The 26,308-nt window shown below is 51.4% G+C and carries 29 protein-coding genes; 26 read left to right on the forward strand and 3 right to left on the reverse strand.

Features of this window, described 5'->3' with window-relative positions; all coding sequences use genetic code 11:
• Window positions 1-2: 2 nt before the first annotated feature.
• Window positions 3-317, reverse strand: coding sequence for an ArsR/SmtB family transcription factor (locus tag V1498_RS01760; protein WP_409296613.1), 315 nt, complete (start codon window positions 315-317; stop codon window positions 3-5).
• Between the two features lie 158 nt (window positions 318-475).
• On the opposite strand from V1498_RS01760, the gene V1498_RS01765 reads away from it, so the two are divergent.
• Window positions 476-1,645 (forward strand): YbfB/YjiJ family MFS transporter, encoded by a 1,170-nt coding sequence (locus V1498_RS01765; protein WP_409296614.1) that lies wholly within the window; start codon window positions 476-478, stop codon window positions 1,643-1,645.
• An 18-nt stretch (window positions 1,646-1,663) separates the two neighbouring features.
• Window positions 1,664-1,867 (forward strand): 2-hydroxymuconate tautomerase family protein, encoded by a 204-nt coding sequence (locus tag V1498_RS01770; protein WP_409296615.1) that lies wholly within the window; start codon window positions 1,664-1,666, stop codon window positions 1,865-1,867.
• 206 nt (window positions 1,868-2,073) lie between these two features.
• On the opposite strand, the gene V1498_RS01775 is transcribed toward V1498_RS01770, so the two are convergent.
• On the reverse strand, window positions 2,074-2,358 hold the full coding sequence (locus V1498_RS01775; protein WP_409296616.1) for a hypothetical protein: 285 nt from the start codon (window positions 2,356-2,358) through the stop codon (window positions 2,074-2,076).
• A gap of 411 nt (window positions 2,359-2,769) precedes the next feature.
• Between V1498_RS01775 and V1498_RS01780 the strand changes: the two genes are divergently transcribed.
• From V1498_RS01780 to paaX, 13 genes are all read left to right on the forward strand, one after another.
• Window positions 2,770-3,234 carry a staygreen family protein gene (locus V1498_RS01780; protein ID WP_409296617.1) on the forward strand — a complete coding sequence of 155 codons (465 nt, stop codon included), beginning with the start codon at window positions 2,770-2,772 and terminating at the stop codon, window positions 3,232-3,234.
• Between the two features lie 159 nt (window positions 3,235-3,393).
• A complete protein-coding gene (locus tag V1498_RS01785) occupies window positions 3,394-4,707 on the forward strand; it encodes a phenylacetate--CoA ligase family protein (RefSeq protein ID WP_409296618.1) in 1,314 nt (437 codons plus the stop codon).
• A gap of 30 nt (window positions 4,708-4,737) precedes the next feature.
• Window positions 4,738-5,697 (forward strand): 1,2-phenylacetyl-CoA epoxidase subunit PaaA, encoded by a 960-nt coding sequence (gene paaA / locus V1498_RS01790; RefSeq protein WP_409296619.1) that lies wholly within the window; start codon window positions 4,738-4,740, stop codon window positions 5,695-5,697.
• Window positions 5,698-5,730: 33 nt separating this feature from the next.
• Entirely contained in the window at window positions 5,731-6,078 is a 348-nt protein-coding gene (gene paaB, locus V1498_RS01795; RefSeq protein ID WP_409296620.1) for a 1,2-phenylacetyl-CoA epoxidase subunit PaaB, read from the forward strand.
• Window positions 6,075-6,893: a 1,2-phenylacetyl-CoA epoxidase subunit PaaC gene (gene paaC, locus V1498_RS01800; protein ID WP_409296621.1), complete on the forward strand. Its 819-nt coding sequence runs from the start codon at window positions 6,075-6,077 to the stop codon at window positions 6,891-6,893. Before paaB ends, paaC begins: the two co-directional genes overlap by 4 nt.
• A gap of 11 nt (window positions 6,894-6,904) precedes the next feature.
• Window positions 6,905-7,393: a 1,2-phenylacetyl-CoA epoxidase subunit PaaD gene (paaD, locus tag V1498_RS01805; protein WP_409296622.1), complete on the forward strand. Its 489-nt coding sequence runs from the start codon at window positions 6,905-6,907 to the stop codon at window positions 7,391-7,393.
• 420 nt (window positions 7,394-7,813) lie between these two features.
• Window positions 7,814-8,122: an EthD family reductase gene (locus V1498_RS01810; RefSeq protein WP_409296623.1), complete on the forward strand. Its 309-nt coding sequence runs from the start codon at window positions 7,814-7,816 to the stop codon at window positions 8,120-8,122.
• Window positions 8,115-8,894, forward strand: coding sequence for an enoyl-CoA hydratase/isomerase family protein (locus V1498_RS01815; protein ID WP_409296624.1), 780 nt, complete (start codon window positions 8,115-8,117; stop codon window positions 8,892-8,894). Before V1498_RS01810 ends, V1498_RS01815 begins: the two co-directional genes overlap by 8 nt.
• 13 nt (window positions 8,895-8,907) lie before the next feature.
• Entirely contained in the window at window positions 8,908-9,681 is a 774-nt protein-coding gene (locus tag V1498_RS01820; protein ID WP_409296625.1) for an enoyl-CoA hydratase-related protein, read from the forward strand.
• A gap of 118 nt (window positions 9,682-9,799) precedes the next feature.
• Window positions 9,800-10,675: a 3-hydroxyacyl-CoA dehydrogenase gene (locus tag V1498_RS01825; RefSeq protein WP_409296626.1), complete on the forward strand. Its 876-nt coding sequence runs from the start codon at window positions 9,800-9,802 to the stop codon at window positions 10,673-10,675.
• A gap of 65 nt (window positions 10,676-10,740) precedes the next feature.
• On the forward strand, window positions 10,741-11,952 hold the full coding sequence (locus V1498_RS01830) for an acetyl-CoA C-acyltransferase (RefSeq protein ID WP_409296627.1): 1,212 nt from the start codon (window positions 10,741-10,743) through the stop codon (window positions 11,950-11,952).
• Complete coding sequence (locus V1498_RS01835) at window positions 11,949-12,725, forward strand: enoyl-CoA hydratase-related protein (protein ID WP_409296628.1); 777 nt, start codon at window positions 11,949-11,951, stop codon at window positions 12,723-12,725. Before V1498_RS01830 ends, V1498_RS01835 begins: the two co-directional genes overlap by 4 nt.
• A 149-nt stretch (window positions 12,726-12,874) precedes the next feature.
• Complete coding sequence (paaX, locus tag V1498_RS01840) at window positions 12,875-13,747, forward strand: phenylacetic acid degradation operon negative regulatory protein PaaX (RefSeq protein WP_409296629.1); 873 nt, start codon at window positions 12,875-12,877, stop codon at window positions 13,745-13,747.
• Between the two features lie 371 nt (window positions 13,748-14,118).
• Here paaX and V1498_RS01845 read toward each other — a convergent pair whose 3' ends face one another.
• Window positions 14,119-14,643 carry a gamma carbonic anhydrase family protein gene (locus V1498_RS01845; RefSeq protein ID WP_409296630.1) on the reverse strand — a complete coding sequence of 175 codons (525 nt, stop codon included), beginning with the start codon at window positions 14,641-14,643 and terminating at the stop codon, window positions 14,119-14,121.
• 74 nt (window positions 14,644-14,717) lie between these two features.
• Here V1498_RS01845 and V1498_RS01850 point away from each other — a divergent pair, with 74 nt between their 5' ends.
• The 11 genes from V1498_RS01850 (at window position 14,718) to V1498_RS01900 (ending at window position 26,307) form a co-directional block, all read left to right on the forward strand.
• The gene (locus V1498_RS01850; protein ID WP_409296631.1) at window positions 14,718-15,665 is read left to right on the forward strand and encodes an NAD(P)H-dependent flavin oxidoreductase; all 948 of its coding nucleotides are present in this window, start codon (window positions 14,718-14,720) and stop codon (window positions 15,663-15,665) included.
• A 236-nt stretch (window positions 15,666-15,901) separates the two neighbouring features.
• Window positions 15,902-16,294 carry a thioesterase family protein gene (locus tag V1498_RS01855; RefSeq protein ID WP_409296632.1) on the forward strand — a complete coding sequence of 131 codons (393 nt, stop codon included), beginning with the start codon at window positions 15,902-15,904 and terminating at the stop codon, window positions 16,292-16,294.
• Window positions 16,295-16,352: 58 nt separating this feature from the next.
• Window positions 16,353-17,453: a Leu/Phe/Val dehydrogenase gene (locus tag V1498_RS01860; RefSeq protein WP_409296633.1), complete on the forward strand. Its 1,101-nt coding sequence runs from the start codon at window positions 16,353-16,355 to the stop codon at window positions 17,451-17,453.
• A gap of 190 nt (window positions 17,454-17,643) precedes the next feature.
• The gene (pdhA, locus tag V1498_RS01865) at window positions 17,644-18,714 is read left to right on the forward strand and encodes a pyruvate dehydrogenase (acetyl-transferring) E1 component subunit alpha (RefSeq protein ID WP_409296634.1); all 1,071 of its coding nucleotides are present in this window, start codon (window positions 17,644-17,646) and stop codon (window positions 18,712-18,714) included.
• On the forward strand, window positions 18,711-19,706 hold the full coding sequence (locus tag V1498_RS01870) for an alpha-ketoacid dehydrogenase subunit beta (RefSeq protein ID WP_409296635.1): 996 nt from the start codon (window positions 18,711-18,713) through the stop codon (window positions 19,704-19,706). Before pdhA ends, V1498_RS01870 begins: the two co-directional genes overlap by 4 nt.
• A gap of 47 nt (window positions 19,707-19,753) precedes the next feature.
• Window positions 19,754-20,950: a dihydrolipoamide acetyltransferase family protein gene (locus tag V1498_RS01875; RefSeq protein WP_409299096.1), complete on the forward strand. Its 1,197-nt coding sequence runs from the start codon at window positions 19,754-19,756 to the stop codon at window positions 20,948-20,950.
• Complete coding sequence (locus tag V1498_RS01880) at window positions 20,951-22,387, forward strand: dihydrolipoyl dehydrogenase family protein (protein ID WP_409296636.1); 1,437 nt, start codon at window positions 20,951-20,953, stop codon at window positions 22,385-22,387.
• 107 nt (window positions 22,388-22,494) lie between these two features.
• Window positions 22,495-23,610, forward strand: coding sequence for a 4-hydroxyphenylpyruvate dioxygenase (hppD, locus tag V1498_RS01885; protein WP_409296637.1), 1,116 nt, complete (start codon window positions 22,495-22,497; stop codon window positions 23,608-23,610).
• Window positions 23,611-23,672: 62 nt separating this feature from the next.
• On the forward strand, window positions 23,673-24,776 hold the full coding sequence (gene hisC / locus V1498_RS01890) for a histidinol-phosphate transaminase (RefSeq protein ID WP_409296638.1): 1,104 nt from the start codon (window positions 23,673-23,675) through the stop codon (window positions 24,774-24,776).
• Window positions 24,767-25,387, forward strand: a complete 621-nt coding sequence (locus V1498_RS01895; RefSeq protein WP_409296639.1) for a flavin reductase family protein — start codon at window positions 24,767-24,769, stop codon at window positions 25,385-25,387. Before hisC ends, V1498_RS01895 begins: the two co-directional genes overlap by 10 nt.
• Window positions 25,384-26,307, forward strand: a complete 924-nt coding sequence (locus tag V1498_RS01900; protein WP_409296640.1) for a fumarylacetoacetate hydrolase family protein — start codon at window positions 25,384-25,386, stop codon at window positions 26,305-26,307. Before V1498_RS01895 ends, V1498_RS01900 begins: the two co-directional genes overlap by 4 nt.
• Window position 26,308: the final 1 nt, after the last annotated feature.

Below are 26,308 nucleotides of genomic sequence, written 5' to 3' on the forward strand. Positions count from 1 at the left end.
TTTCATATCTCTGTGTTCAGAAATTCGGCTAACTGACGGATTGTTTCTTCGTTGCGCCTGTAATACGTCCATTGTCCATAGCGAACGGCCTCTAACAAGCCGGCCTTCTGCATCATGGTCAGGTAGTGAGAAACCGTGGATTGAGAAGCCTTCGCTTTTTCCTGAATATCCCCAACGCAAACCCCTCCCTCTATACTGACCTCCTTTGGAAGATGAGCCTGCTGCCTGGGAAAATGCTTTTCCGGTTCCTTCAGCCACTGTAAAATGTTCAGACGGGTTTCGTTTGATAATACTTTAAACAATTCAATCGGCTTCATGGGTGTATTGTATATCGAATAAATGCGATATGTCAATTTGAGGCAATTAGGGGTGAGGCGAAACTGTACGATGAATGAAATTGCGATAAGTGAATCCGTTTAAATTCAAGCCTCAAAAAGGTAGAATATAAGAAGAGTTAAAAAGGGGAGGAGCCGGCATGATGATCAAACAGCCTTTGCCCGTGCTCGCCGGGGGGATTCTGGCGCTTGCTGCCGCCATGGGGATTGGAAGATTTGCCTATACGCCCATCCTTCCGCTGATGCAGAAGGAGCTTTCGTTTTCCGATGCGGCAGCTGGATTATTGGCTGCCAGTAATTATGGGGGATACTTTTTAGGTGCTATTCTTGCAGGCAGGCTTCCTGTACAGGGGCGGCGCACTGCCTATCTCAGACTGAGCCTGCTTGCAGGCATCGCCGCCACTGCCGGTATGGCCATTTTTGCGGCACCCTTCAGCTGGCATGTGCTGAGGTTTCTATCAGGCATGGCCAGTGCCTTTGCCTTTGTGCTGGCTTCGAGTCTTGTGCTTGATGAACTCGCCGCGCGGGACAGGACCAGCTGGTCAGGTATTCTCTATGGGGGAGTCGGGATAGGAATGGTCCTGTCAAGCCTCGCCATACCAAGCCTGGATCAAGTATATGACTGGCGGGGTATCTGGATGGGGCTCGCTGCAGTCAGTTTATTTCTGTTGGTATTCATCTGGCTGTGGATCAGGGAGGCTCCCCCGCGTCAGGGAGCTGGAGAAAAAGCTGTGCAGCGTCCGCTTCCACCGGTTAAATGGCTTCCCTGGCTGACAGCGGCTTACGGACTGGAAGGCCTCGGCTACATCGTAACAGGAACGTTTATCGTTGCGATTGCAGATCAGGAAGCATCCCGCAGCATTCCGGCTGCCTATGTCTGGCTCGCCGCGGGGCTTGCCGCCATTCCGTCCTGCATGATCTGGTCAGCGTTCGCCCGCAGGTTCGGATATGTTAAAGCACTGGTTTCTGCGATGTTACTCCAGGCGCTTGGCATCATCATGCCTGTATGGTGGCACGGCAGTCCCGGAATATGGATCAGCAGCACTCTGTTCGGGGCGACGTTCATGGGCATCACCACTCTCGCGGCTACCCTGGCCCGCGAAATCCAGCCCCGGGAAAGCAGCCGGATACTCGGGAAGCTGACAGCCTATTATGCAGCTGGCCAGATGGCTGGCCCGCTTGCCGCAGGAGTCCTGGCGGCCCGCACCGACAACTTTGATGCTGCGCTTGCCGCAGCATCCGGAATCGTCTTTTTGGGTGCCCTGCTGCTTGTGAAGGGAATAGGCTGCGAAAACAAAACACAATCATGATGAAATGGGGGTAAAAGAATGCCGTACGTCAATATTAAGATAACGAACGAAAATGTGACTTCCGAGAAGAAAGCACAGCTGATCCAGGGAGTGACACAGCTGCTCCAGGATGTGCTTGATAAAAATCCCGAGACAACCGTTGTGGTCATTGATGAGGTGCATACAGACAATTGGGGGATTGGCGGGGAGCCGGTCACTGAGCGCCGTAAAAAGGGGAAATAGATCGATAGATTAGAACAGCAGATATCTTTCCGTGCTCTAATTAGATATATCGAGCGGACCTGCTGAGGAAGTCGGCAGAGTGACATGGAAGTGAGTCCAATTGAGCAAAGGTTGAAGTAAGAATAATGGCTATGAATGAATTAGTTAATAAAAAAGCCCATCTCAATAAAGAGACAGACTTGGCAAATTAATATTAATATCTTATTTTATGCAACGATATTTCTTTCTACAAGCAGCTCGCGTTGATCTTCCGACGCGGGCTCATATCCTCTTTCTAGCAGAGAATGAATGGTTTTTTTATTTGCAGTCCAGCACTGGATCAGCCCCCAAATGCCAAATGTAATAGGATTTAGGAATACCCATTTTAAAACCTCTCCCCAGTGTCCCCTAAACATTGCAACCCATCCACCGAAAAAGAATGTAGTCCAAGAAAATCCAACCGTTGCCTCTTTAACAACTCCAGCCTTGTTTTTCAGTCTTACCTTTGCCAAATTTACCCCTACCTTATAATAGACTATAATCAGTACAAGAAAATTATAGCAGTGGTACTAATAAAATACTATTCTTTTTCTATTTATTAGATGTTTACTGGGTGATAAGTAATTAGAAAATAACATCTCTATAATTTTATCCGGAGGTTTAATTAGGAGCTGAGAAAAAAGTCCTTCTTTTCAACGGAAGGGCTTTTTTGTATGTATAATCTTTGGACAAGTCCATGCCTTTCAGCGGTTTAACTACTGGTCAGGAACGCCTTAATGATATTTTTATGTATGCCTATTCACTTATTCTTTTTTCTGTCTGAACCGAAAAGGCCTTTTTCCTATTTTCACCTCCATGTCCCCAGGCAGGCCGGCATCCGCCGGCATATCCATAAATATTCAGGAATTCTTAGGAGGGAGCTTATGTCTGGATTTCATCCAGAAAAATTGACGGTACGGCTGATCGAGCCGGCGGGGCCTTTTTGGCCGCTGCTGGGGAGGAAATATACGCTTACCCATTCCGATGTGACGGGACAGCTTTTATTAGATATTGGACTGGTCTATAACTATAAGGCAATCAATCCGGGCCTGCGGGATGAAGTTTTGGCTGCCTGGAAGGGAGGAAGTGATGGAAACCTTTATCTATGGGGCAGTGCGTATGTGGATGGCGGCGAATTCAAGAAGGAGATTGCAAGCTTCCGTTATAGCATTTTTAAGAAAGAGATGAAGACAGCCTTAAAGGGAATCGTAAATGGAGATGCAAGTCTGTATCAGCGCTATCCGGAGCTCCTCTCAGCCCCGATTTATATCCGCTTTCAATCTGTGTTCCCTGAAAATCAAGGCATTTTCTATTATGGAACTCCTCAGGATTACTTAAATGTCTCCTGAAATAAGGGACATTGGAATGCCAGAGTCGTTTATTGTAATTTTCTGAAAACAATTGACACAGGGTAAAATACAGGGTATCTTTGGAATAAAGTATAACAATAAATTGATATTGCGTATATATAACGTAATATAAATTATCCGCAAAGTGAGGGGGAGGCTTTGATTCTTCATAGCTTTGAAACGGAAGACAGGCAGTCTATAGAAGAAATGCAGCTTGATCGACTTAAGCACACACTGGATAAGGCATATCGGCATGTTCCTTTTTACCGCCAAAAGCTGGGTGAGGGTTTCACACAGCTTAATTGTCTGGAAGAATTGAAAGCGCTTCCTTTTACAGTTAAATCCGATTTTAGGGACGCTTATCCGTTCGGGATGCTGGCGGTACCACGCAAAGATCTGGTCAGAATTCATGCTTCCTCCGGCACAAGCGGAAAACCGACTGTGGCAGGATATACAAAAAGGGATATCGAGATGTGGGGGCAGCTGGCCGCCCGTTCGATTGCCCTGGCCGGAGGCGTACCCGGCATGGTGCTGCATAACGCATATGGCTATGGGCTGTTCACCGGCGGACTCGGCCTGCATTACGGAAGCGAAGCGCTCGGCATGGTAACCGTTCCTGTCTCGGGTGGCAACACGGCAAGGCAGATTATGCTGATTGAGGACTTCAGGCCGGATGTATTATGTGCTACACCCTCCTATGCGCTGAATATCGCAGAAACCATGGAGGAAATGGGAAAGGACCCGCGCGGCACCTCCCTTAAATATGGGATATTCGGTGCAGAACCCTGGTCCGGGGAAATGAGAAGGACTCTGGAGGAAAAGCTCGGCATCAAAGCTTGTGACATTTACGGCCTTAGCGAGGTGCTCGGACCGGGTGTCGGCTGTGAGTGCCATGAGGCGCAGGATGGCCTCCATATCGCGGAAGACCATTTCCTGCTTGAGATCATCGACCCGGCCACCCTTCTACCCCTGCCTGACGGGGAGGAAGGGGAGCTCGTGTTTACAAGCCTGACGAAGGAAGCATTCCCGATCATCCGCTACCGGACCGGCGATATTGGATCCATCACAAGGGAGCGGTGTCTCTGCGGCCGCACGACAGCGAGGATGTCCAGAGTAAAAGGAAGGCTTGATGACATGCTGATCATCAATGGCGTGAATGTATTCCCTTCACAGATTGAGCAATGTCTCCTCGGGATTGAGGAGCTTGCCCCGCATTACCAGATCAGAATCATGCAGAGAGGTTCATTGAAGGGGCTTGAGCTCCAGGCGGAAATGAGCGAGTCTTTCTTTGCGGAAGCAGGCAGGAATTCTCAAGCCGTCCGATTCCTGGAGGAGCGCGTTACGGCAGCCCTGAAAAGCCACTGCCTCATTTCCATGGAGGTGAAGGTCCTGGTTCCAAAGACGATTCCGAGGTCAGAAGGAAAGGCCGTAAGACTGATTAAAGGGGACCTCAGCGGGACGGGCGTTGTATGAAGAGATTGAATAGGAGGAGGTTACAGCCGCATGGTGAGTTCATTTTTCAGCGATGTGATGTCAGAGGAAGAAAAGTGTGCCCTTTTTATGGAGCGGATCGAAGCGGGTGAAAAGATCGAAGCAGATGACTGGATGCCCGATGACTACCGCCTGACGCTCATCAAGCTGATTTCCATGCATGGAATCAGCGAGATTATGGGGGCGCTCCCTGAAAAAGAGTGGGTACCAAAAGCGCCCTCTCTCTCTAGGAAGCTCGGCATCATGGCCAAGGTCCAGGATGAAATGGGCCATGGGCAGCTGCTGCTCCGGGTCACGGAGGATCTGATGAAGCCGCTCGGGAAAACGAGGGAGGATATCATCGGCAGCCTGCTGTCCGGAGAGCTGAAATTCCATAATGTCTTCCATATGGAGGCGCGGACATGGGGAGATGCAGGCCTCATCGGCTGGCTTGTGGACGGTGCAGCCATCATCACACAGACCAATATGCTGAACGCTTCCTACGGTCCATATGCCAGGGCGTTGAAAAGGATCTGTGCCGAGGAGGTTTTCCACGCCCAGCACGGGGAGTCAATAATTATGGCGCTCGCGGAAGGCACTCCGGAGCAAAGATCCATGATCCAGGATTCCATTGACCGCTGGTGGGATTCCCTGCTGATGTTCTTCGGGCCGGGAGATGCATCGACGACCGGGACGTCTAAACAGGACATCACCATGAAATACAAAATCAGGACCAAGACGAATGAGGAGCTGCGGCAGGATTTTTTCACAAAATATATCCCGAGGGTCCTCTCGCTTGGACTGAAGCTTCCTGATGAGACGATGCATTTTGACGCATCAGAAGGAAAGTGGAAGTACAGACAGCCTGACTGGGAAGTGTTCAAGCAGATCATCAGAAATAATGGGCCAAAATCGAGGGATCGGCTGCGGCTCCGTGAAATATCCTATCATACTAACAGATGGGTCATCGAGGCGCTGGGCAGGAAGGCTTAAACGCTTCCCAGCCTGCAAAAAGGAGGAGAAAAAGTGCCGGGCAACAGTTTTTACAGCGAGTTTGAGGTGTTCAGCAAGCGCAGCGACACCTCCCCGCTTCAATACCAATTTTCACTGCTTGCGCCAAACCATGAGCTTGCCCTGGTGATGGCTCAGGAGAACTTCATGAGAAGAGAGCCTGCGGCTGATATCTGGGTTGTAAAGAGGGAGGATATCCGCAAAATGACCCTGCCGGAACGCCAGGCGCTCCAGAGGCTTGATAACAAAGATTACCGCAATACAAAAGGGTATGGATACCTGAAAAAGAAGTGGCGTGCCTATGAACAGGGCATGCTGGATGAAAATGAAATCATGTCATGGGGAGGGGAGCCTGGAAAATGAGGTTGACACGTGAAGATGCGATAAAGGACGAGGATTTCCTGCAGGCTGTCACAGAGCTTCTCCTTCAGCTGGCGGATGATGATTTCATCCATGCATACCGCGGCTCTGAATGGCTGGGCCTTGCCCCGCATATCGAGGAGGATGTGGCGTATTCTTCCATCAGCCAGGATACGATGGGGCATGCCGCGATGTTTTATCAGCTGCTTGAGGAACTCGGCCGGGGCGACGCCAATGACCTGGCCCACAGCCGCCCTGCTGCAGAGCGCAGGAATGCGGTGCTCCTCGAGCTGGTGAACGGGCCGGGAACTTATTTGGAAGAGCCGCAGTATGATTGGGCCTTTGCGGTGGTACGGAGCTATTTTTACACAAGCGTAAAAAAAGTAAAGGTTGAAGCCTTAAAAAATTCATCTTACATTCCGCTTGCAGAGGCGGCTGTCAAGGTGAATATCGAGCTCTATTACCATCTTCTGCACTGGAAAACATGGTTCACACAGCTTGTAGCTGCCGGCGGTGAGGCGGGTGTGAGAATGGAGGCGGCCATGATGCGGGTGTATGAGGATTTGGGTGGAATTTTTTCGCTCGGTGACACGGAGCCGGACATGATCAGGCTGAAGCTGATTGATTCGGGAAAGGAGCTGCAGTCACGCTGGCTTCAGGGAATTCTTCCGGTATATGGGACGCTTGGGCTCGTGATGCCGGAGTCGTTTGGCACAAGAAGCGGAAACGGCCGTGATGGGATACATACAGCAGACCTGGCTGCGGCGCTCGAAACTCTGTCGGAGGTATACTGCCTGGATAAAGCGGCGACCTGGTGAGGGGGATGTGCATGGTATCGAAGGAAGAAGTGATAGCAGCCCTGAATTCGGTCAAAGATCCTGAGATTGATACGATTTCCATCATTGAATTGGGAATGGCAGAGGAAGTGGCTATCTCGCCGGAAGGCTTTGTTTCTATTAAACTACTTCCTACCTTCATGGGCTGTCCCGCCCTTGAGATCATAAAGAAGAATGTAAGACTTGCAGTCGGCACCCTGCCGGGAGTCCAGGGAGTGGAAGCAGTCTTTGTCTTCCATCCGCCATGGACATCAGACCGGGTAACCGCCATGGGCAGGCAGAGGCTGAAGGAATTCGGCATCGCCCCGCCGCCCCGCTTCATCAGCGAGACTGGAGAATGGCAGGCTGACTGCCCCTACTGCGGCTCCACCTACACCACAATGGAAAATCTATTCGGCCCCACTGCGTGCCGGAGCATCCTCTACTGCAGGGGATGCAAAAATCCATTCGAGGCGATGAAGCCGGTATCTACACTTATGTAACATTTATCTAACGATGCTGTTTTCTGAAGTTTGATTTGTGAGGAATACATGGTTAAACAAGGTTGATTGGAGTGTAAGGTGCGAGACGCCTGATCTAGCTGTGAACTGAGACCCTCGAGTCATAAGCCAATCCGTCTATGGGGAGAAAAGCACTCCCCATAGTCGAATCGTCTTATGCTGGTCGGGTCTCTGCCTGCTAAATTAGTTGATGCTATAAATATAAAAGTATGAACATGGACCTTTTCATATTATTACATTTAGCAGGCACCGTTCTCCGCTTTTCAATGCGGGACAGGTGGTACCCCGCAGGCGAAGCAGAGGAGGCTGACTGCCCGCCCCGCGCAGGTGGAGTACCTGGAACGGAAGTCAACCTTCGTTCGACAGCCAAAACAGACTTTTAAAAAAGAGGAGAGATTCCATATGGTAAAACTGATAGCCTTATACAAGCATCCTGAAAACAAAGAAGCCTTCGATAAACATTATTTTGAGACACATGCGCCGCTGACGGCGAAAATCCCGGGGCTCCGGAAAATGGAAGTTACCAGGATCACGGGAAGTCCGATGGGCGGAGAAGGCAAGTATTACCTGATGTGTGAGATGTATTATGACAGCCATGAGGCGCTGAAGGCCGGCATGAAGTCTGATGAAGGCAGGGCATCCGGCAAGGATGTTATGAGCTTTGCGGGTGATCTTGTCACAATGATGATCGGTGAGGAACGGGATGAATAGAAGCTTTGAATATATTGAAACATCTCTGATTGGGGAGATCGGCTTTATTGAACTCAACCGCCCGGAGGTGCTGAATGCCCTGAACCGGCAGATGATTGCGGAGATCCTGGCCGCGATGGAAGCCTGGGACCGGGATCCTGCTGTGAAGGTCATGGTCCTTGCGGGCAGGGGCCGGGCATTTGCAGCAGGAGCAGACATTGATGAAATGATGGAAGCAGATCCGGTGATGCTTGAGACCCTGAATCAATTTACGGACTGGGACCGGCTGGCCCTCGTGAAGAAACCGGTGATCGGCGCCGTCCACGGCTTTGCACTCGGAGGGGCCTTTGAGCTCGCCCTCTGCTGTGACATCCTTTTTGCATCAGAACATGCCGAGTTCGGCTTTCCGGAAGTGAAGCTCGGCATCATGCCGGGTGCAGGCGGTACGCAGCGGCTGACCAAGCTTGCCGGCAAAACCAAAGCAATGGAATGGCTGATGACCGGGAGCCGGATATCAGCCCGGGAAGCCCTGCAATTCGGGATGATCAATTCTGTCTTTTCTGAGGAAGTGCTCCTTGAGGAGACCTTCCGCTTTGCGGAAAACCTGGCAGCACAGGCGCCGCTTTCTGTCAGGCTGATCAAGGAGGCTGTCCTGAAAGCCGTGGATTATTCTCTGTATGAAGGGATGCAGTATGAACGGAAGAACTTTTATCTTTTATTTTCATCCGAGGACCAAAAAGAAGGCATGAGGGCTTTTAAAGAAAAACGCCCGCCTCAGTTCAAAGGAAAATAGGAGGTTATATAACGTGTATGAGACTGTTTTATATGAAGTGAAAAATCATGTGGCCTATATCACCATGAATCGGCCCGACAGGCTGAATGCGTTTAATGCAGAGCTCAATGGGGAGCTTCAGGCCGCTTTTAAACAGGCTTCCCGGGACAGCGATGTGAGGGCACTCGTCATCACCGGCGCCGGCCGGGCATTTTGTGCCGGTCAGGATCTTGAAGGAGTTTCCCATGAAATGGATCACGGCGAAGTGTTGAGGACGCGGTATAATCCAATGCTGCTTGAGCTTGACCGCTGTGAAAAGCCGGTGATTGCAGCGGTGAACGGAGCGGCAGCGGGAGCGGGCATGAGCCTGGCCCTTGCCTGTGACTTCCGCATTGCCTCTGCTAAGGCGAGCTTCCTGGAGGCATTCATCCATGTCGGGCTGATTCCGGATGCCGGCAACCTCTATTATCTTCCCCGGATCATCGGTCATGCAAAGGCCATGGAGCTTGCTGTGCTGGGTGAAAAGGTTACAGCTGCAAAAGCGCTGGAACTGGGGCTCGTCACGGCCGTCTATCCCGAAGAATCCTGGGAGGCGGAGAGTTCAGCCTTCGCAGAGCGGCTGGCATCCCTGCCCACAAAGGCGATCGGGCTGATCAAAAGGAATTTGAAGGCGAGCTGGCATACCCCTCTTGAACCATTTCTGGAGCGCGACGCACAGGGACAGAGAATTGCCGGAAAGACCGCTGATCATCTTGAGGGTGTTCAGGCTTTTTTGGAAAAGCGGAAAGCTGTTTTCACAGGGAAATGATACCGCCTAAGGAGCCGGCGATTGTGATGACAGTAAGGAAGATAACTGTAAGACGATGATGTGAATCGGACCCCTATAGATGAGGGGCTGACTGTCATTTGTATGAAGGGGGTTCACCGTGATGAAAAGATTGGTTGTAATCGGCTCCGGTGTGATGGGCCGGGGCATAGCGTACGCTGGCTGTACCGGCGGCTTTCAGACGTCGCTGATCGATGTGGATGAGAGGCAGCTGGAAAACGCAGAGCAGGAGATTCACCGGATATTTGATGGGGGCGTTTCACGCGGAAAGCTGACTCCTTCAGACAGGGACGAAGCCTTAAGCAGGCTCTCTTTTTCAAACTTCCTGACAGAGCATGTGAGGGAAGCGGATTTAATCATCGAGGCTGTCCCGGAAAAGCTGGAAATCAAGAAGACCATCTTTGAAGTGATTGATCAGCACGCTCCCGGCCACTGCCTGTTTGCGACCAACACCTCGACGATGAGCCCGACTGAAATCGCTTCTTTCACCAGACGGCCTGAGAAGGTCATCGCCATGCACTTTTTTAATCCGGTACATAAGATGAAGCTCGTTGAAATTGTCCGCGGCCTTGAAACAAGCGACGAAACGGCAGAAGCCATCAGGGCGGCGGCTGTTCAGATGAACAAGGAGACGGTAGTGGTGAACGAGTTTCCAGGCTTTGTCACCAGCAGGATTAGCGCCCTTGTCGGAAATGAAGCCTTCTTTATGCTGCAGGAGGGTGTAGGCACCCCGGAAGAGATCGATAAAGCCATCCGGCTTGGCTTGAATTACCCTATGGGTCCCTTTGAGCTTGGGGATCTGGTCGGTCTTGATACAAGGCTCAACAATTTGAAGTATCTCCATAAAAAGCTTGGAGAGAAATACCGGCCTGCACCACTTCTGGAACAGTATGTGAAAGCAGGGCGGCTGGGCAGAAAAACTGGACGCGGTGTATATGAATATACTAAGGCTGGAGAATTATCCAGGAATCCCTGATTCTTTTTCTGCAGGAAGTCTAATAAACTGCTAGAGCATGTTTTGAAAGAGGAGTGAAGCGGAAAGTGAGAGAAGCTGTCATAGTGGACGCCGTCCGCACGCCGATCGGCAGGTATAATGGGGCCTTGAGGAGCGTCCGTCCTGATGACCTCGGCGCAGTCGTAATAAAGGCATTGATGGACCGGAATCCGGCTGTCCCGCCGGAGGAAATTGAAGAGGTCGTATTTGGCAATGCCAACGGAGCCGGTGAAGATAACCGGAATGTGGCCAGAATGTCGAGCCTTTTGGCAGGTCTCCCTGTGTCAGCGGGGGGCACGACCATCAACCGGCTTTGCGGCTCCGGGCTTGATGCAGTCAATTATTGTGCCCGGGCCATTCTTTCCGGTGAGGGTGATATTTTTATCGCAGGCGGAACGGAGAGCATGACCCGCGCCCCGTTTGTTATGGCGAAGCCTCAAGGGGAGTTTCCGCGGGGCAATATGGAGCTGTTCGACACGACCATAGGATGGCGCTTCATCAATAGCCGCCTCCACGGCATGTATGGGACAGATTCCATGCCCCGGACCGCTGAGAATGTAGCTGTGAAATATAGAATCAGCAGAGTGGAACAGGACCAGTTTGCGGCAGAAAGCCAGGCCAAGGCCGAGCGTGCCGCCGCATCCGGCAGGCTCCAGTCTGAGATTGTCCCTGTTGCCATCCAGGATAAAAAGGGGAAGGAAACCATCATTGTGCAGGATGAGCATCCCCGGCCCGGAACGACCGTGGAAAAACTATCGGGGCTGAAGCCGCTGTTTGAGGGCGGGTCTGTAACAGCAGGAAATTCTTCAGGAGTGAATGACGGGGCATCTGCCCTCCTCATGATGAGCCGGGAGAAGGCGGATGAACTGGGGATAGTGCCGCTTGCCCGCTATGTTGTTTCGGCATCTGCAGGGGTCGAACCCTCCATTATGGGCATCGGTCCTGTTCAGGCTGTAAAAAAAGCGCTGAAAAGAGCCGGCCTGTCTATTGCGGATCTGGACTTGATCGAACTGAACGAGGCATTTGCAGCCCAATCGCTCGCATGCATCCGGGAACTGGGCATCCCGGAGGAGAAGGTCAATGTGAATGGAGGCGCCATAGCATTCGGCCATCCGCTCGGTGCGAGCGGTGCCCGAATCATGACCACCCTGCTGCATGAAATGAAAAGGCGGGGGACGAGGTACGGCATGGCGGCCATGTGTGTCGGCGTCGGCCAGGGAATTGCCGCCATTGTGGAAGCTGAAGGGAATTCAGAATGAAGAATATAGAATATACAGCCCAAAATCATATCGCCGTCATTACTCTCAATCGTCCGCATGCCTTGAACAGCCTTGATTATGAAATGCTGACAGAGCTCGGACAGATTGTTGAAAAACTCCATACGGACACCTCTATCCGCGCCGTCATCTTTACAGGGGCGGGAGACCGGGCTTTCTGTGCAGGAGCGGACCTGAAGGAGAGGAAGGATTTATCGGAGGCTGGTGTGCGCCGGAATGTAAAGAAGATTCTGGAGGTCCTGCAGTCGGTGGCCGAGCTTCCACAGCCGACGGTTGCAGCGGTGAACGGAGCAGCGTTTGGCGGCGGCTTTGAACTGCTGCTAGCCTGTGATTTCAGCTTTGCGGCAGACACGGCAGTCATGGGACTCACCGAAGTCAGCTGGGGCATCATCCCGGGAGCGGGCGGGACCCAGAGGCTGCCTCGGCTCATTGGGGAAATGAGGGCAAAGGAATTAATCCTCACAGCCAGGAAGATTACTGCCCGGGAAGCTTTCCAGCTCGGCATCCTCACAGGGGTGGTGCCCGCAGAGGAAGTTTTCGCGGCTGCCAGAAAGCTTGCCGCTGAAATCCTGCATAATGCCCCCCTTGCTGTGAGGAGTGCTAAGCATGCGATCTCAGCCGGCATGGGAACAGACCTTAAAACAGGACTTGCGATCGAGGCAGAAGCCTATGAAAGGATCATTCCCACCCGGGACCGGACAGAGGCTCTGCATGCTTTTGTTGAAAAGCGTAAGCCTGTTTTTACCGGAGAGTGATTCGTGTTATGAATTAAACCAATGGCCCGGGGGGGGGGGGATGTCCACGGGTCTCTTAAGTGTTTTTGCAAAATAGTAAATATACTGATAATATACTCCTATGACGGTTATTTTCCGTTCTACAATAATTTATTAAGGATGACATAGGATTGAATACACGATCAATGATTTTTACCCTTTATGGTGACTATATTTCTCATTATGGAAGCAAGATTTGGATTGGGAGCCTGATCAGGCTGCTCAATGAATTCGGCCATAACGACCAGTCTGTCAGGGCGGCAATTTCCAGGATGAATAAGCAGGAATGGGTGCAGGCGGAGAAGATTGGGAATAAAAGCTATTATTCTTTGACAGAACGCGGGCAGAAGAGAATCGATGAGGCAGCCAAGCGGATTTTCAAGCTGAAGCCTGAGGAGTGGGATGGGAAATGGAGGATCCTCATGTACTCCATCCCCGAGGAAATCCGGAGCGTCCGGGATGAACTCAGGAAAGAGCTGATCTGGAGCGGATTTGGAACCATGTCCAACAGTACCTGGCTGTCGGCTAATAATCTGGAAAAGCAGGTTGGCGATTTGATCGAGAAATATGAAATTCAGCCCTATGTCGATTTTTTTACGGCAGAGTATAAGGGTCCGCATGAGAACCAGAGGCTGGTGGAAAAAAGCTGGGACCTTGAGGACATCAATGCGAAGTATCAGGAGTTCATCAGTACATACAGCCAGAAGTACATCATTGATAAAAACAAAATACAAAAAGGCCAGCTGACCGATGCCGAGTGCTTTGTCGAGCGGGCGAAGCTGGTTCATGAATACCGGAAATTTTTGTTCGTCGACCCCGGCCTTCCGGAGGAGCTGCTGCCGGACAAGTGGCTAGGGAGCCATGCAGCCTCCCTGTTCAGTGACTATTATAAGGAGCTGGCAGAGCCTGCTTCCAGATTTTTTGAAGCTGTCTTTAAGGAAGGCAACGTTCTCGGGAACAAAGACCAGGATTATGATATATTAGATCATCCTTATATTCTATAGCGGGAAGGCGTAAGATGTAGAAACGCAAGTAAAGCGGCCGTTCCCGCAAGTAAACTTGAGGTTTCCGCAAGTAAAATCCTAAATTGGCAAGTAAACGTCCGATTTCCGCAAGTAATGGCTGCATTTCCGCAAGTAACGGGCCTGGACTGCGATGCTGATGACACTCTAACTATATAAAATAATTAAATAGCAGTGTGCAAAAGAGAAATCTACAGAAAATGAATTAAAAAGAATGAAAATCTACAAAAATCATAGAATTTTTATCTCTGGAACAGTTCTGCAGCCTCGTGCAGCCGAACGATGCCGTTTAACAATGAAAGAAGGGATGCTCCAACAGAACAACGTCTGGGGGCATCCTCTTTTTTTATGAATCAGACAGGATCTCCTGCCAGGTTCGTGCTGTATTCCCTGCCTTTTTGGACATATGTATCGATCGATAGCTGGATGAGCTCCAGGTCTCTGCTGCCGATTTCACGGACGGGCTTTCCTGGTGAGCCGACGACAAGGGAACGCGGCGGTATGATTTTGCCGGCTGGGATGAGTGTGTTGGCGCCGATGATGCATTCCTCTCCGATTTCCGCTCCATCAAGGATGGTTGAGCCCATGCCGATAATGCACCTTTTCCGGATGGTACAGCCGTGGAGGATTGCGTTATGGCCGACTGTGACTTCATCTTCAATGACAAGGGGTGAGCCCTCATACAAGTGGCAGGTGACATTATCCTGGATGCTGCAGCGTTCACCGATGGTGATTGTGTCCTCATCCCCGCGGAGGACGGCATTGAACCAGACACTGGACTCCCTTCCAATGACCACATCCCCTATGATATAGCTGCCGGGAGCCTGAAATACAGAGGGATCCACTTTTGGTTTTTTATCGAGATAGGATAGAATCATAGAAAAACCCCTTTTCTGAATTGTCTAACTTTTAAAGTTAGTATAACATTATTTTTACGAAGGAGGGTATTTTTGTGAATCAACTGACTCGGGTGTTAGGAATTCAATATCCAATCATACAGGGGGGGATGGGGAACATCAGCAGCAGCATCCTGACGGCAGCGGTATCGGAGGCTGGTGCACTGGGGACGATAGGTGCCGGGACCATGGGGACGGAAGAGGTTGAAAAAATCATCCTGGATACGAAGAAAAGAACTTCAAAGCCTTTCTCGCTGAATGTGGCGCTTGGCGTATCTCTTGACCCAAAGGACATCCTGAGGCTTGCGGTAAAGCACAGACTGAGCACAGTCACTTTATCGGCAGGCAATCCGGCCCCCTTCATTCCGCGGCTGAAGGAGGAGGGAATCAAGGTCATCGTAGTCACAGCGTCTGTAAAGCACGCATTAAAGGCAGAAGCAGCCGGAGCGGATATCGTCGCTGCTGAGGGCTATGAGGCAGCCGGGATTAATTCCAGTCTGGAAACGACCACCCTTGCCCTAATCCCGCAGATTGTCCAGGCTCTGACTATACCTGTCGCGGCAGCGGGGGGAATAGGCGATGGCCGCGGCCTTGCAGCCATGCTTGTTCTTGGTGCATCCGGTGTCCAGATGGGAACCAGATTCATAGCGACGAAGGAAGCGCCTTTTCATGATACATATAAGCAGAAGATACTCGCTGCATCCGACCATGATACGGTGATTGTGGGACGAACAGCCGGAAAGATCCGGCGGCTGTTGAAATCACCTTATGCCGATGGCCTGCTGCTGGCCGAGAAGAATGGGATCAGCCCGGAAGAGTTCGCCCTGCTGACAACAGAGGAGCAGCATAAGCTGGGGGCGCTGCAAGGGGACGAAGAGCACGGGTTCATGAACGGCGGCCAGATTTCAGGCTTGATCACAGACATCCCATCTGTCAGGGAACTTGTTACCCGCATGGTACAAGAAGCAAAAGGACAGCTGACGGGTGCTTCACAGATGATTTGAAAATGTCCTGAAAGGGGGCATTTTTTTTGTGTCAGGAAACGGCGGCCGCAGTGCCTGTGAACCCGTTCCATGCTCTGTCAGGTATGGGACCCTGAGGAGAGTCTGTAAGCTTCCAATTATATAATTTATTGAATATATAAAAATTTCTAACAATTAATTGACCGCAAATTTAACGTAATGTTATGATAGCGTTGAAATAACGTTATACATATTTAGGGTAAAAGCAGGTGGTCCACATGCGGTCAGGTCTTGCTTTAGGGAAAACTGCCTCGGTCGATATCACAGTCACCAGGGAAATGTTTGCACAGTTTGAGGGGGTGCCGGTTCATCCCGTTTATTCTACAGTATCAATGGTCTACCATATGGAATGGGCTTCAAGGCTGATCATCCTTCCGTTTCTTGAGGATCACGAAGAAGGGATGGGTGGTGCTGTATCGGTCAGACACCTGGCACCATGCACAGAAGGCGCAGCAGTCAGGGTGACAGCAGCTGTATCCGCACTTAGCAGGAATCAGGTGGTTACCAGTGTGAAGGCTGAAAGCGGAGGCATGACAATCGGGACGGGGGAAGTTACACAAATGATCCTGCCCAAGGAAAGGATTGCGGGGATGATAAATGGAAACCAGTGAGGTTCTGAATAAAAATGAAAGCGCTAACATAATTCAGCGCGATAAAGGAGAAAAGTTTATGTTTGAGAAAATCAGAGAGCATGAACAGGTTGTATTCTGCAATGACGAGTCCACAGGTCTGAAGGCTATCATCGCCATCCACAGCACACGTCTCGGCCCGGCCCTGGGCGGCTGCCGAATGCATCCATATGGAACAGTCGATGCCGCACTTCAGGATGTACTGCGCCTGTCGAAGGGGATGACATACAAATGTGCTGCGGCCGATGTTGATTTTGGCGGCGGCAAGGCGGTTATCATCGGAGATCCGGCGAGCGATAAAAGCCCGGAGCTCTTCAGGGCCTTCGGGCAATTCGTTGAATCCCTGAATGGCCGGTTCTACACAGGAACTGACATGGGCACCTCCCCTGAGGATTTCATTCATGCCTTAAAGGAAACCAACTGCATCGTCGGTGTGGATGAAGTGTACGGCGGAAGCGGCGACTCATCCATCCCGACGGCGCAGGGAGTGATTTACGGGCTGCAGGCAACAAACAATGCCATCTGGGGCAGCAATGACTTATCTGGAAAAACCTACAGCATCCAGGGCCTTGGCAAGGTAGGCTTCAAGGTGGCAGAGGTGCTGATCGACAGCGGAGCGCAGTTATATGTCACAGACATCAATCAAGCGGCTGTGGACGCCATCCTTGAGAAGGCCCGCTCAGCCGGGGCCGCAGTGAAGGCGGTTGAAAGCAGCGAAATTTATTCACGGCCGGCCGATGTGTTTATTCCATGTGCCATGGGCGGCATCATCAACGATACCACCATCCCCGAACTGCAGGTCAAGGCTGTTGCAGGATCTGCGAATAATCAGCTTCAGGAAGAAAGGCACGGCAGGATACTCCAAGAAAACGGAATTCTGTACGCACCGGATTATATCGTCAACAGCGGCGGCCTGATCCAGGTTGCAGATGAATTGTATTCCCCCAACAAAGAAAGAGTTCTTAGAAAGACAAAGGCTATCTATAACTCTCTTCAGAATATCTACAGTTATGCGGAACGTGAAGGCATGACCACCATCGAAGCAGCCAATATGTTCTGCGAGAAAAGGATCGAAGCAAGCACACGGAGGAACAGCTTCTTTTCCCATATGAAACGGCCGAAGTGGGCAGTGAGGGTCTGATTGCTTTGGAAAAGTAAGAGAATAAAAGATTGATTGACTGACTGCGGCGGCCGAGGTAAGCCCGGCAGAAATTAGAATCTGGCAGAATGGCAGGAGCTTTACGGCCTCCTTAAAAAGCGTGGATTCACAGGCAGGGCTGGCGCTGTACCTGCCTTTAAGCCGGGCGCATTAAGTTCAGGAGGAGGAGAACATGGATAAGTCTTTTCCGATTTTCCAAGTGATGGATGAGAATGGAAATCTTATGTCCGGCGAGCACAGGGATCTTGTGACTGTTGAGCGGGTTAAGATGTTTTACAGGGAAATGGTTAGAATCAGAAGGTTTGACCGGAAGGCGGTCAGTTTGCAGCGGCAGGGGCGGATCGGGACGTATGCGCCGTTTGAAGGACAGGAGGCATCACAGGCGGGAAGCGCACTTGCGCTTGCGGCTGGCGACTGGATGTTCCCGACTTACCGGGATCATGGAGCAGCCATGATTTTTGGCCATTCGCTCCGGAATATCCTCCTTTTCTGGAACGGGCGGAATGAAGGCTGTGTACCGCCGCCGGATAGAAAGATTTTCCCGCCGGCCATCCCGATTGCGACCCAGATTCCGCACGCAGCCGGCGCTGCCCTCGCTGAAAAGAGGAAGGGCACGAGGAATGCAGCGATCTGCTATTTTGGGGACGGAGCAACCTCTGAAGGAGATTTCCATGAGGGCTTGAATTTTGCCAGTGTGTTCAAATCGCCTGTTGTGTATTTCAATCAAAATAACCAGTATGCGATCTCTGTACCGGTTAGCAGACAGATGAATTCAAGAACCATTGCCCAGAAGGCGGTCGCCTATGATATGGACGGAGTGCGCGTGGATGGGAACGATGTGTTTGCAGTATATATTCAGACCAGCCTTGCGCTGGAGCGGGCACGTGACGGCGGCGGGCCGACACTTATCGAGGCGCTGACCTGGAGGTATGGCGCCCATACGACAGCGGATGATCCGTCCAAATACCGTGACCAGTCTGAAAGTGCCGCACGAAGGACAGAATCAGATCCTCTCCTCCGGCTGGAACGCTGGCTGCAGAATGAAGGAGCCTGGAATCCTGACTGGGTGAAGGCTGTGGAGGAGGAAGCAGGTGCCGAAATCGATGCGGCCATCCTTGAAATGGAGAGCTATCCGGCAGCCGATCCTGCTGTGATCTTTGACTATGTATTTGAAAAGCCGACATGGACGATTGAAAAGCAGAAGAACGCCTATCTTGAGCTGGCCGGGGAGGGATCGCTGTGAAGACGGCACAAAAGGTAAGAACACTGACTCTCGTGGAAGCGGTGAGAGATGCACTGGATGTTATGCTTTCGGAGCATGAGGATGTGATTGTGCTCGGTGAGGACATCGGTGTGAACGGCGGGGTGTTCCGGGCTACCGAGGGGCTGCAGGAAAAGTACGGATATGAGCGGGTGATGGATACTCCCTTGAGCGAGGCCGGCTTTGTCGGTGCAGCAATCGGCATGGCAGCAGGCGGCTTCCGCCCAGTCGTCGAGATTCAGTTCCTTGGCTTCATCTACCCGGCTTTCGAACAGATTATGACTCATGCCTCAAGGCTCCGGATGAGAACGCTCGGCCATTATTCTGTACCGATGGTCATCCGGGCTCCGTATGGTGCGGGTGTCCGGGCACCTGAGATCCATTGTGACAGCACGGAATCCCTGTTCACCCATATGCCGGGAATCAAGGTGGTCTGCCCGTCCAGCGCTTATGACGCGAAGGGCTTGATGATCTCTGCCATTGAAGATCCGGATCCCGTATTGTTCCTCGAGCCGATGAAGAGCTATCGCTCGGCAAGGGATGAGGTTCCCGAAGGCAGGTATCTGGTGGAGATCGGGAAAGGGAGGAAGCTTACCGAGGGAAGCGATGTGACGGTGGTCTGCTGGGGAGCGATGGTGCCTGTCGCGATGAAGGCGTGCCAGGAAATGAAGGAACAGGGAATTGAATGTGAGGTCCTGGATTTGCGAACATTGTATCCTCTTGACCGGGAACTCATCATAGAATCTGTCCAAAAAACGGGGCGTACCGTGATTGTCCATGAGGCGCATTCCACGGGCGGCACAGGGGCTGATATCATCAGCCTGATCAATGATGAAGCCTTCCTCTATCAGAAAGCACCGGCAGAGAGAGTCACAGGCTATGATGCCCCCGTCCCTTACTTTGGCTTCGAGGATCATTATCTGCCGACACCTGAGCGGGTGGCTGCGGGGATAAAAAAAGTGATGACGTTTTAGGAGGTGTCCGCGTGGTTGAAGTAAAGCTCAGCGATATAGGCGAAGGAATGACAGAGGCTGCTATTAATTGCTTCCTGGTTAAGGCGGGGGATGTGGTCAAGGCGGATGAACCGCTGGTGGAGGTCCAGACAGATAAAATGACTGCGGAAATTCCCGCTCCCCGGCCGGGCATTATCAAAAACATTCTTATAGAAGCAGGCCAGTCGGTCAAGGTCGGCACGACCCTGCTTATCATGGAAGATTTGCATGAACCATCCGGCGCCCAGTCAGAACCAGAATATTCTTTTCCAAGCAAGCAATCCACAGGAATATCCGCTCCCCTACAGCCGCGCTCAGTGCCGGAAAGGATTCTGGCTTCTCCTTATACAAGGAAAATAGCCAGGGAGCTTGGCATTGATTTAAACGCTGTACAAGGATCTGGGCCTTCAGGAAGGATCCTTGATGAGGACGTGCTCGCACTGTCGGAGGCAAAAGGACCTGTAATCAAGGAAGAAAAGAGTTCCTCAGCAAAGAAGGAAATTCGGGAGTTTTTTCAGAGAAAGAATGCGGGTGATGACATTATTCCATTCCGCGGGCGCCGGAAACAAATTGGAAAAGCGATGGCCTCCTCGGTCTATACCATTCCCCACTGCACGCATTTTGAGGAAATTGATGTAACCGGGCTGATGGAAATCCGGGAGGAGCTTAAGGCTTCAGGCAGGCCGGTTTCAGCTTCCTGTTTCTTTATTAAAGCATTATCCATTGCGCTCAAAGAGTTCCCGGTCTTCAATGCAGAACTGAATGAAAAGGAAGAAAAAATCAGGCTGATCAAGGATCATCATATCGGGATTGCCGTGGACGCGCCCGAGGGGCTGATCGTGCCTGTCCTCCGGCATGTGGAAAAAAAGAGCCTGCGGGTTATCGGGGAAGAAATGAAGGAGCTGACCCGCCGCGCCTTGGAAGATAAGCTTTCTGTGAAGGATATATCAGGCGGCACGTTTACCATCAGCAATGTTGGCCCGCTCGGCGGCAGCATCGGGGCGACCCCAATCATCCAGCATCCCCAGACGGCCCTCGTTTCTTTCCATAAGACGAAAAAAAGGCCTGTGGTGACAGATCAGGATGAAATTGCCATCCGGTCCATCATGAACATCTCCATGTCATTTGATCACCGGGTGGCAGACGGTGCTTTGGCCGTAAAATTCACAAACCGGTTTGCCGAACTGATAGAAAACCCAAAAATGCTTTTCCTGGAGCTGATTTAAATGGTGGTAGGTGAATTGGCGCACGAGAAGGATCTTGTGATCATCGGCGGCGGACCGGGGGGATATCACGCCGCGATCAGGGCTGCGCAGCTTGGCAGCCATGTCACCCTCATAGAAAAAGAAAATTTGGGTGGAGTCTGCCTTAATAAGGGCTGCATTCCATCCAAAGTATTTTCCCATGGAGCAGAACGCCTGGCTTCTGCCATGGATCACGAACAGTGGGGCATCATGGCGGAAAATCTCCGTTTTGATCTATCATGTCTAATCCAGCGGAAAGACGAGACAGTAAGCCGGCTCCGTTCAGGTGTGGAGGCCCTCTGCCGTGCCAATAAAATTGAAATGATAAAAGGAAATGCATTTTTTGTCTCCCCGGATAAGGTGGGAGTGGAAAGTGAAAACAGCTATGAGGTCTTCCGGTTCAAGCATGCCATCATTGCAGCCGGCGGCAAGCCGGAAGCTCCCCCGTTCATCCAGGCTGAAAGTCCGCGTGTCCTTGACCCCTGGACGATTACAAACCTCGGGGAAGTGCCGGAGCGGCTGATTGTTTATGGCAGTGATTACATTGCGCTCGAAATGGCGATGAACTTCCGGATATTTGGTTCAGAGGTTTGTCTGATCCTGGATGAGGGCAAATCAGACTTCCCATTCGATTCATCCATCAACAGGGAACTGAGGCGCATCCTGAAGAAAAAGGGAATTGCTGTTGAGGCTGGGTGCGGGGCAGAGCGTGCTCAAGTCTCCGAAACAGGCGCCGCTGTGCATCTCTCTGGAAAAAAAGGCATAAAGGTGATCGAAGGGAGCCATCTCTTTTACACATCTATGATCAGGCCGGAACTGGAGGAATTGGGGGCTGTAAGGATCGGGCTTGCCGTGACTCCGGACGGATATCTCAAAGTCGACAGGACTGGTAGGACCTCGCTCCCGGGCATCTTTGCTGTCGGCGACATTACTCCAGGCGTGAAGCTCGCAGCTAAAGCAATAAAACAGGGAAAGACTGCGGCTGAAACCATTGCAGGGCGGAACACCGAGAATGATTTCCGCTTCCTTCCTTATACCGCAAGGACCCGGCCGCCGGCTGTAAGGGCAGGCTTGACGGAAGAGGAGGCCATGGACCAGGGATATGACACGGGCACAGGGGAGTTTGCGTTCAGTGCCAGCGGTTATGCAGAACTGACCGGGAGAAAAGAGGGAATCGCCAAGCTTGTTTTTGACAGGAAGACCGATATCCTCCTTGGAGTCCATATGATCGGTGAAGGCGCAATGGAACTTGCCTCCGCCGGAATCCAGGCGCTTGAGATGGCTGCCCGGGATGAAGATCTTATCTTTCCATCCTGTCCCCACCCTGCCCTTGGTGAGGCATTGCTCGAAGCAGCGGAAGCATTTAAAGGGGAGAGCATCCATACCATGCCGAAAAAGTCGAAAATGGCTGTAGAGTAATCTTCATCGCATCAAAGCTTTATAGCTTTACATCACATTCTTGAGGAGTCAAAACCTGCTGCGTTAAAATATATTTGAATATTCAAAAAATAATAGGAGGGATTTTTATGCAAGAGAAAGCAATGGCGCCGGAAACGGCAGTTGAGGATTTTTTTCCGGTAAAAGAAGTGGATTATCTGGAAATCTATACAGGAAATGCAAAGCAGGCTGCTCATTTTTTCAGCACAGCCTATGGATTTAAGGCTGTTGCTTATTCGGGGCTTGAAACAGGAAATCGGGAGACGGTATCTTATGTTCTGCAGCAGAGGAGGATCCGGCTTGTGATCACCGGCTCCCTGAATGAAAGCACCCGTGTTTCATCCTTTGTCAAAGCGCATGGAGACGGAGTCAGGGATATCGCTCTCACTGTTGATGATGTGGAGAAGGCCTATAGTGAAGCGGTCAGCCGCGGTGCAATCGAAATCCAGCCGCCTTATCAGATTAAAGATGATTACGGGGTCGTCAAAAAAGCGGTGATCGGTACATATGGAGACACCATCCATACCCTTGTGGAAAGAAAGGATTATAAAGGGCCGTTTATGCCGGGATTTGAGGCCTATCAATCTCCCGTCCCGTGTAAGGATGCCGGCTTTATCGGTATAGACCATGTTGTCGGCAACGTTGAGAGGATGGAAGAGTGGGTGGAATACTACAGCAAAGTGATGGGCTTCAAAGAGATGAAGCACTTCTCGGATGAAGACATCAGCACCGAGTATTCAGCCTTGATGAGCAAGGTCATGCATAATGGCGGCCGGATTAAATTTCCGATCAACGAGCCGGCTGAAGGGAAGCGGAAATCGCAGATCCAGGAATACCTGGAATTCTATAACGGTCCCGGCGTACAGCATCTGGCCATCCTGACAGAGGACATAGTTGGAACTGTGGCAGCACTCCGCGAGAACGGAGTGGAGTTCCTGTCCACCCCCGATTCCTATTATGAGATGCTCTCGGAGCGTGTAGGCGAAATTGATGAAAAAATTGAAAAACTGAAGGAACTCAGCATTTTAGTGGACCGCGATGATGAAGGCTATCTGCTTCAGATCTTCACGAAGCCGATTGTAGACCGGCCGACTCTCTTCATTGAAATCATCCAGCGGAAAGGTGCAAGGGGCTTTGGTGAAGGGAACTTCAAAGCCCTGTTTGAATCGATCGAACGGGAGCAGGCAAGGCGCGGCAATCTATAAGGCTGCAGGCGGATGAGGGGGCAGGGCCCCCTTTTCCGTTTATCAGGATGGAGGGATAAGGAATGAAGATCGAAGTCCGTCCGGAGCTTAAGGGAATCAAGCCGTATGAACTGGGACAGACGATAGAAGACATAAAGCGGCTTTACGGAATCAAGACTGTCCGGAAGTTGAGTGACAATGAAAATGTGTATGGCACATCAAAATCCGCCGCAGCTGCAGCAGCGGAGGCGGCCCGGAATCTGTCATTATATCCTGACGGGGCAGGAGCGCTCTTAATCAGGCGCCTTGCTGAACATTACGGAATAAGCGAAAAATATTTTCTTCTGTCAAATGGGTCAGAGGAGATCATCCGGCTCCTGGTCCGTGCCTGTATCACCAGGGGAGATGAGGCGGTGATGGCATCACTCACCTTCCCGCGCTATCAGACAAATACAGAGATAGAGGGAGGCCGGGCTGTCACCGTCCCGCTCATGGACGGGCGCCATGACCTTGCCGGCATGCTTGCAAGCGTAACTCCCCGGACAAAGATGATCTTTGTCTGCAATCCCAATAATCCAACAGGAACCATCGCCGGCCGGGAGGAGCTGCAGTCATTCATCCAGGCGGTGCCTCCGCATATTCTGATCGTGATGGACGAAGCTTACTGTGAGTACGCAGACAGTAAAGAATATTTAAATACCCTCCCACTCATCCACACCGTGCCCAACCTAGTCATCTTAAGGACGTTCTCCAAAATCTACGGACTTGCCGGACTTCGCATTGGCTATGGAATCATGTCAGAAGCCATTGCGGCAGAGCTTCATAAAGTAAGGGATGTATTCAATGTGAACGCCCTTGCCCAGGCAGCTGCCGCCGCGGCACTCGATGATCAGGAATTTATTGGGGAATGTGCCGAAAAAAACAGGACTGAGAGAGGTTATCTTCAAGATAAATTGCAGTGCCTTGGAATCTTGAGCTTCCCTTCGCAGACGAACTTCCTGTTTGCATTCGGGCAGGAGCCTGTGATACCGGTGCTCATGCGAAATGGTGTGCTGGTCCGCAGAATTCCATTCCAAGGATATAAAGAAGCTTTCAGGATCACGCTTGGAACAAGGGAGGACCATGACCATATTGTGGATGTACTCACAAAGCATCTTGGAGAGCGGGGTGTGCAGGGATGGAGCTGAATCCAGCAGCACTCCAGTGGCGGGAGGCGTATAAGCTGTTAACAGGATCCATCCTTCCCCGTCCGATTGCCTTCGTTTCAACCAGAAGTGAAGACGGGACAGATAATCTGGCCCCTTTCAGTTTTTTCACCGCCATTTCGGCTGATCCGATGATGGTTTGTTTTTCACCCATGAGGCGGGGGACGGATGGCATGAAAAAAGATACGCTTGCCAATATCGAAGCCACAGGGCAGTTCGTGATCAATATTGTGGGAGAGGATATCATTCAGCAGGTTAATGAATGTGCTGCGGAATTTTCTTCAATTATTGATGAGTTCGAAGCTTCCGGCCTTGGGAAGGAAGAGAGCATGAAGGTTCAGCCACACAGGGTCAGGGAATCCAAAGTCCACCTGGAATGCGAGCTGTATCAGGTGCTTGACTTTGGCAGCGGGGCCGGTTCCGGGAGCCTTGTCATAGGAAAGGTAGTACACGTCCATGTCCATGACAGTCTATATGAAGAAGGACGGATCCATACGGCGAAGCTGAATCCTGTGGGCCGGCTGGCAGGAGCCGCCTATACCCTCCCGGCGGCCAGTACATTCGACCTGCCGCGAAAGCAGGTGGAATCGTGAAATACATTACCTTTAAAAAGAAGGATGGTTCCATAAAGGCAGGCTGGATCCACGATGGTGCCATGGCTGTTGATATGCACGAAGCATCAGGAGGGACCCTGCCAGAGGATTTGATTTTGTTTATAGAGAATCATGACAACCTGGGAGATGAGCTTGCGGCTTGCAAGGGGGCGGCGGAAAAAGGAATCGGCAGTTACCGACTGGAGGATATTGAACTGCTCGCACCGCTTCCCTTTCCAAAAAGCATCAGGGACTTCTACGCATTTGAGCAGCACGTTAAAACGGCCAGGAAGAACCGGGGGCTCGGGATGATTGAAGAATGGTATGAAATCCCTGTGTTTTATTTTACCAATCATCTGGCAGTCAAGGGCCCGGGTGATGCGATTTTGCGTCCGAAGGATTGTTTCCGGCTTGATTATGAACTGGAGATTGCTTGTGTGATCGGCCGTCAGGGAAGGAATATCGGAGCGGGGGAAGCGGAGGATCATATTTTCGGATTTTTCATCATGAACGACTGGAGTGCCCGGGATGTCCAGCAAAAAGAAATGAAGGTGGGCCTTGGTCCGGCCAAGGGTAAGGATTTTGCTACATCCCTCGGTCCCTATATTCTGACGAAGGACGAACTCGAATCGAAGCGGGCAGGGAAGGGATTCGACCTGACGATGAAGGCACGGGTGAATGGCCGGGAGCTCTCCATTGGAAATATGAAGGATTTGTATTACTCATTTGGTGAGATGATCGCCAGGGCGTCGGCAGGTACGACATTATATCCGGGGGAAGTGATTGGCTCCGGCACGGTGGGGACCGGCTGCATCCTGGAGCTTGGCACCGGGGTCCACCGCTGGCTTGAGCCTGGGGATAAGGTGGAGCTTGAGATTGAAAAGCTCGGTGTATTAACGAATACCATATCTGAGGAATAGA

This window comes from Paraperibacillus marinus (assembly GCF_046237605.1).
Lineage (GTDB): Bacteria > Bacillota > Bacilli > Bacillales > DSM-1321 > Paraperibacillus > Paraperibacillus marinus.

Bases quoted from the DNA above. Each gene is read 5' to 3' on its own strand.
- V1498_RS01760 (WP_409296613.1), bottom strand. From the start codon at position 317: ATGAAGCCGATTGAATTGTTTAAAGTATTATCAAACGAAACCCGTCTG.
- V1498_RS01765 (WP_409296614.1), top strand. From the start codon at position 476: ATGATGATCAAACAGCCTTTGCCCGTGCTCGCCGGGGGGATTCTGGCG.
- V1498_RS01770 (WP_409296615.1), top strand. From the start codon at position 1,664: ATGCCGTACGTCAATATTAAGATAACGAACGAAAATGTGACTTCCGAG.
- V1498_RS01780 (WP_409296617.1), top strand. From the start codon at position 2,770: ATGTCTGGATTTCATCCAGAAAAATTGACGGTACGGCTGATCGAGCCG.
- paaA (WP_409296619.1), top strand. From the start codon at position 4,738: ATGGTGAGTTCATTTTTCAGCGATGTGATGTCAGAGGAAGAAAAGTGT.
- paaC (WP_409296621.1), top strand. From the start codon at position 6,075: ATGAGGTTGACACGTGAAGATGCGATAAAGGACGAGGATTTCCTGCAG.
- paaD (WP_409296622.1), top strand. From the start codon at position 6,905: ATGGTATCGAAGGAAGAAGTGATAGCAGCCCTGAATTCGGTCAAAGAT.
- V1498_RS01810 (WP_409296623.1), top strand. From the start codon at position 7,814: ATGGTAAAACTGATAGCCTTATACAAGCATCCTGAAAACAAAGAAGCC.
- V1498_RS01815 (WP_409296624.1), top strand. From the start codon at position 8,115: ATGAATAGAAGCTTTGAATATATTGAAACATCTCTGATTGGGGAGATC.
- V1498_RS01835 (WP_409296628.1), top strand. From the start codon at position 11,949: ATGAAGAATATAGAATATACAGCCCAAAATCATATCGCCGTCATTACT.
- V1498_RS01845 (WP_409296630.1), bottom strand. From the start codon at position 14,643: ATGATTCTATCCTATCTCGATAAAAAACCAAAAGTGGATCCCTCTGTA.
- V1498_RS01855 (WP_409296632.1), top strand. From the start codon at position 15,902: ATGCGGTCAGGTCTTGCTTTAGGGAAAACTGCCTCGGTCGATATCACA.
- V1498_RS01860 (WP_409296633.1), top strand. From the start codon at position 16,353: ATGTTTGAGAAAATCAGAGAGCATGAACAGGTTGTATTCTGCAATGAC.
- pdhA (WP_409296634.1), top strand. From the start codon at position 17,644: ATGGATAAGTCTTTTCCGATTTTCCAAGTGATGGATGAGAATGGAAAT.
- V1498_RS01875 (WP_409299096.1), top strand. From the start codon at position 19,754: ATGACAGAGGCTGCTATTAATTGCTTCCTGGTTAAGGCGGGGGATGTG.
- V1498_RS01880 (WP_409296636.1), top strand. From the start codon at position 20,951: ATGGTGGTAGGTGAATTGGCGCACGAGAAGGATCTTGTGATCATCGGC.
- hppD (WP_409296637.1), top strand. From the start codon at position 22,495: ATGCAAGAGAAAGCAATGGCGCCGGAAACGGCAGTTGAGGATTTTTTT.
- hisC (WP_409296638.1), top strand. From the start codon at position 23,673: ATGAAGATCGAAGTCCGTCCGGAGCTTAAGGGAATCAAGCCGTATGAA.
- V1498_RS01895 (WP_409296639.1), top strand. From the start codon at position 24,767: ATGGAGCTGAATCCAGCAGCACTCCAGTGGCGGGAGGCGTATAAGCTG.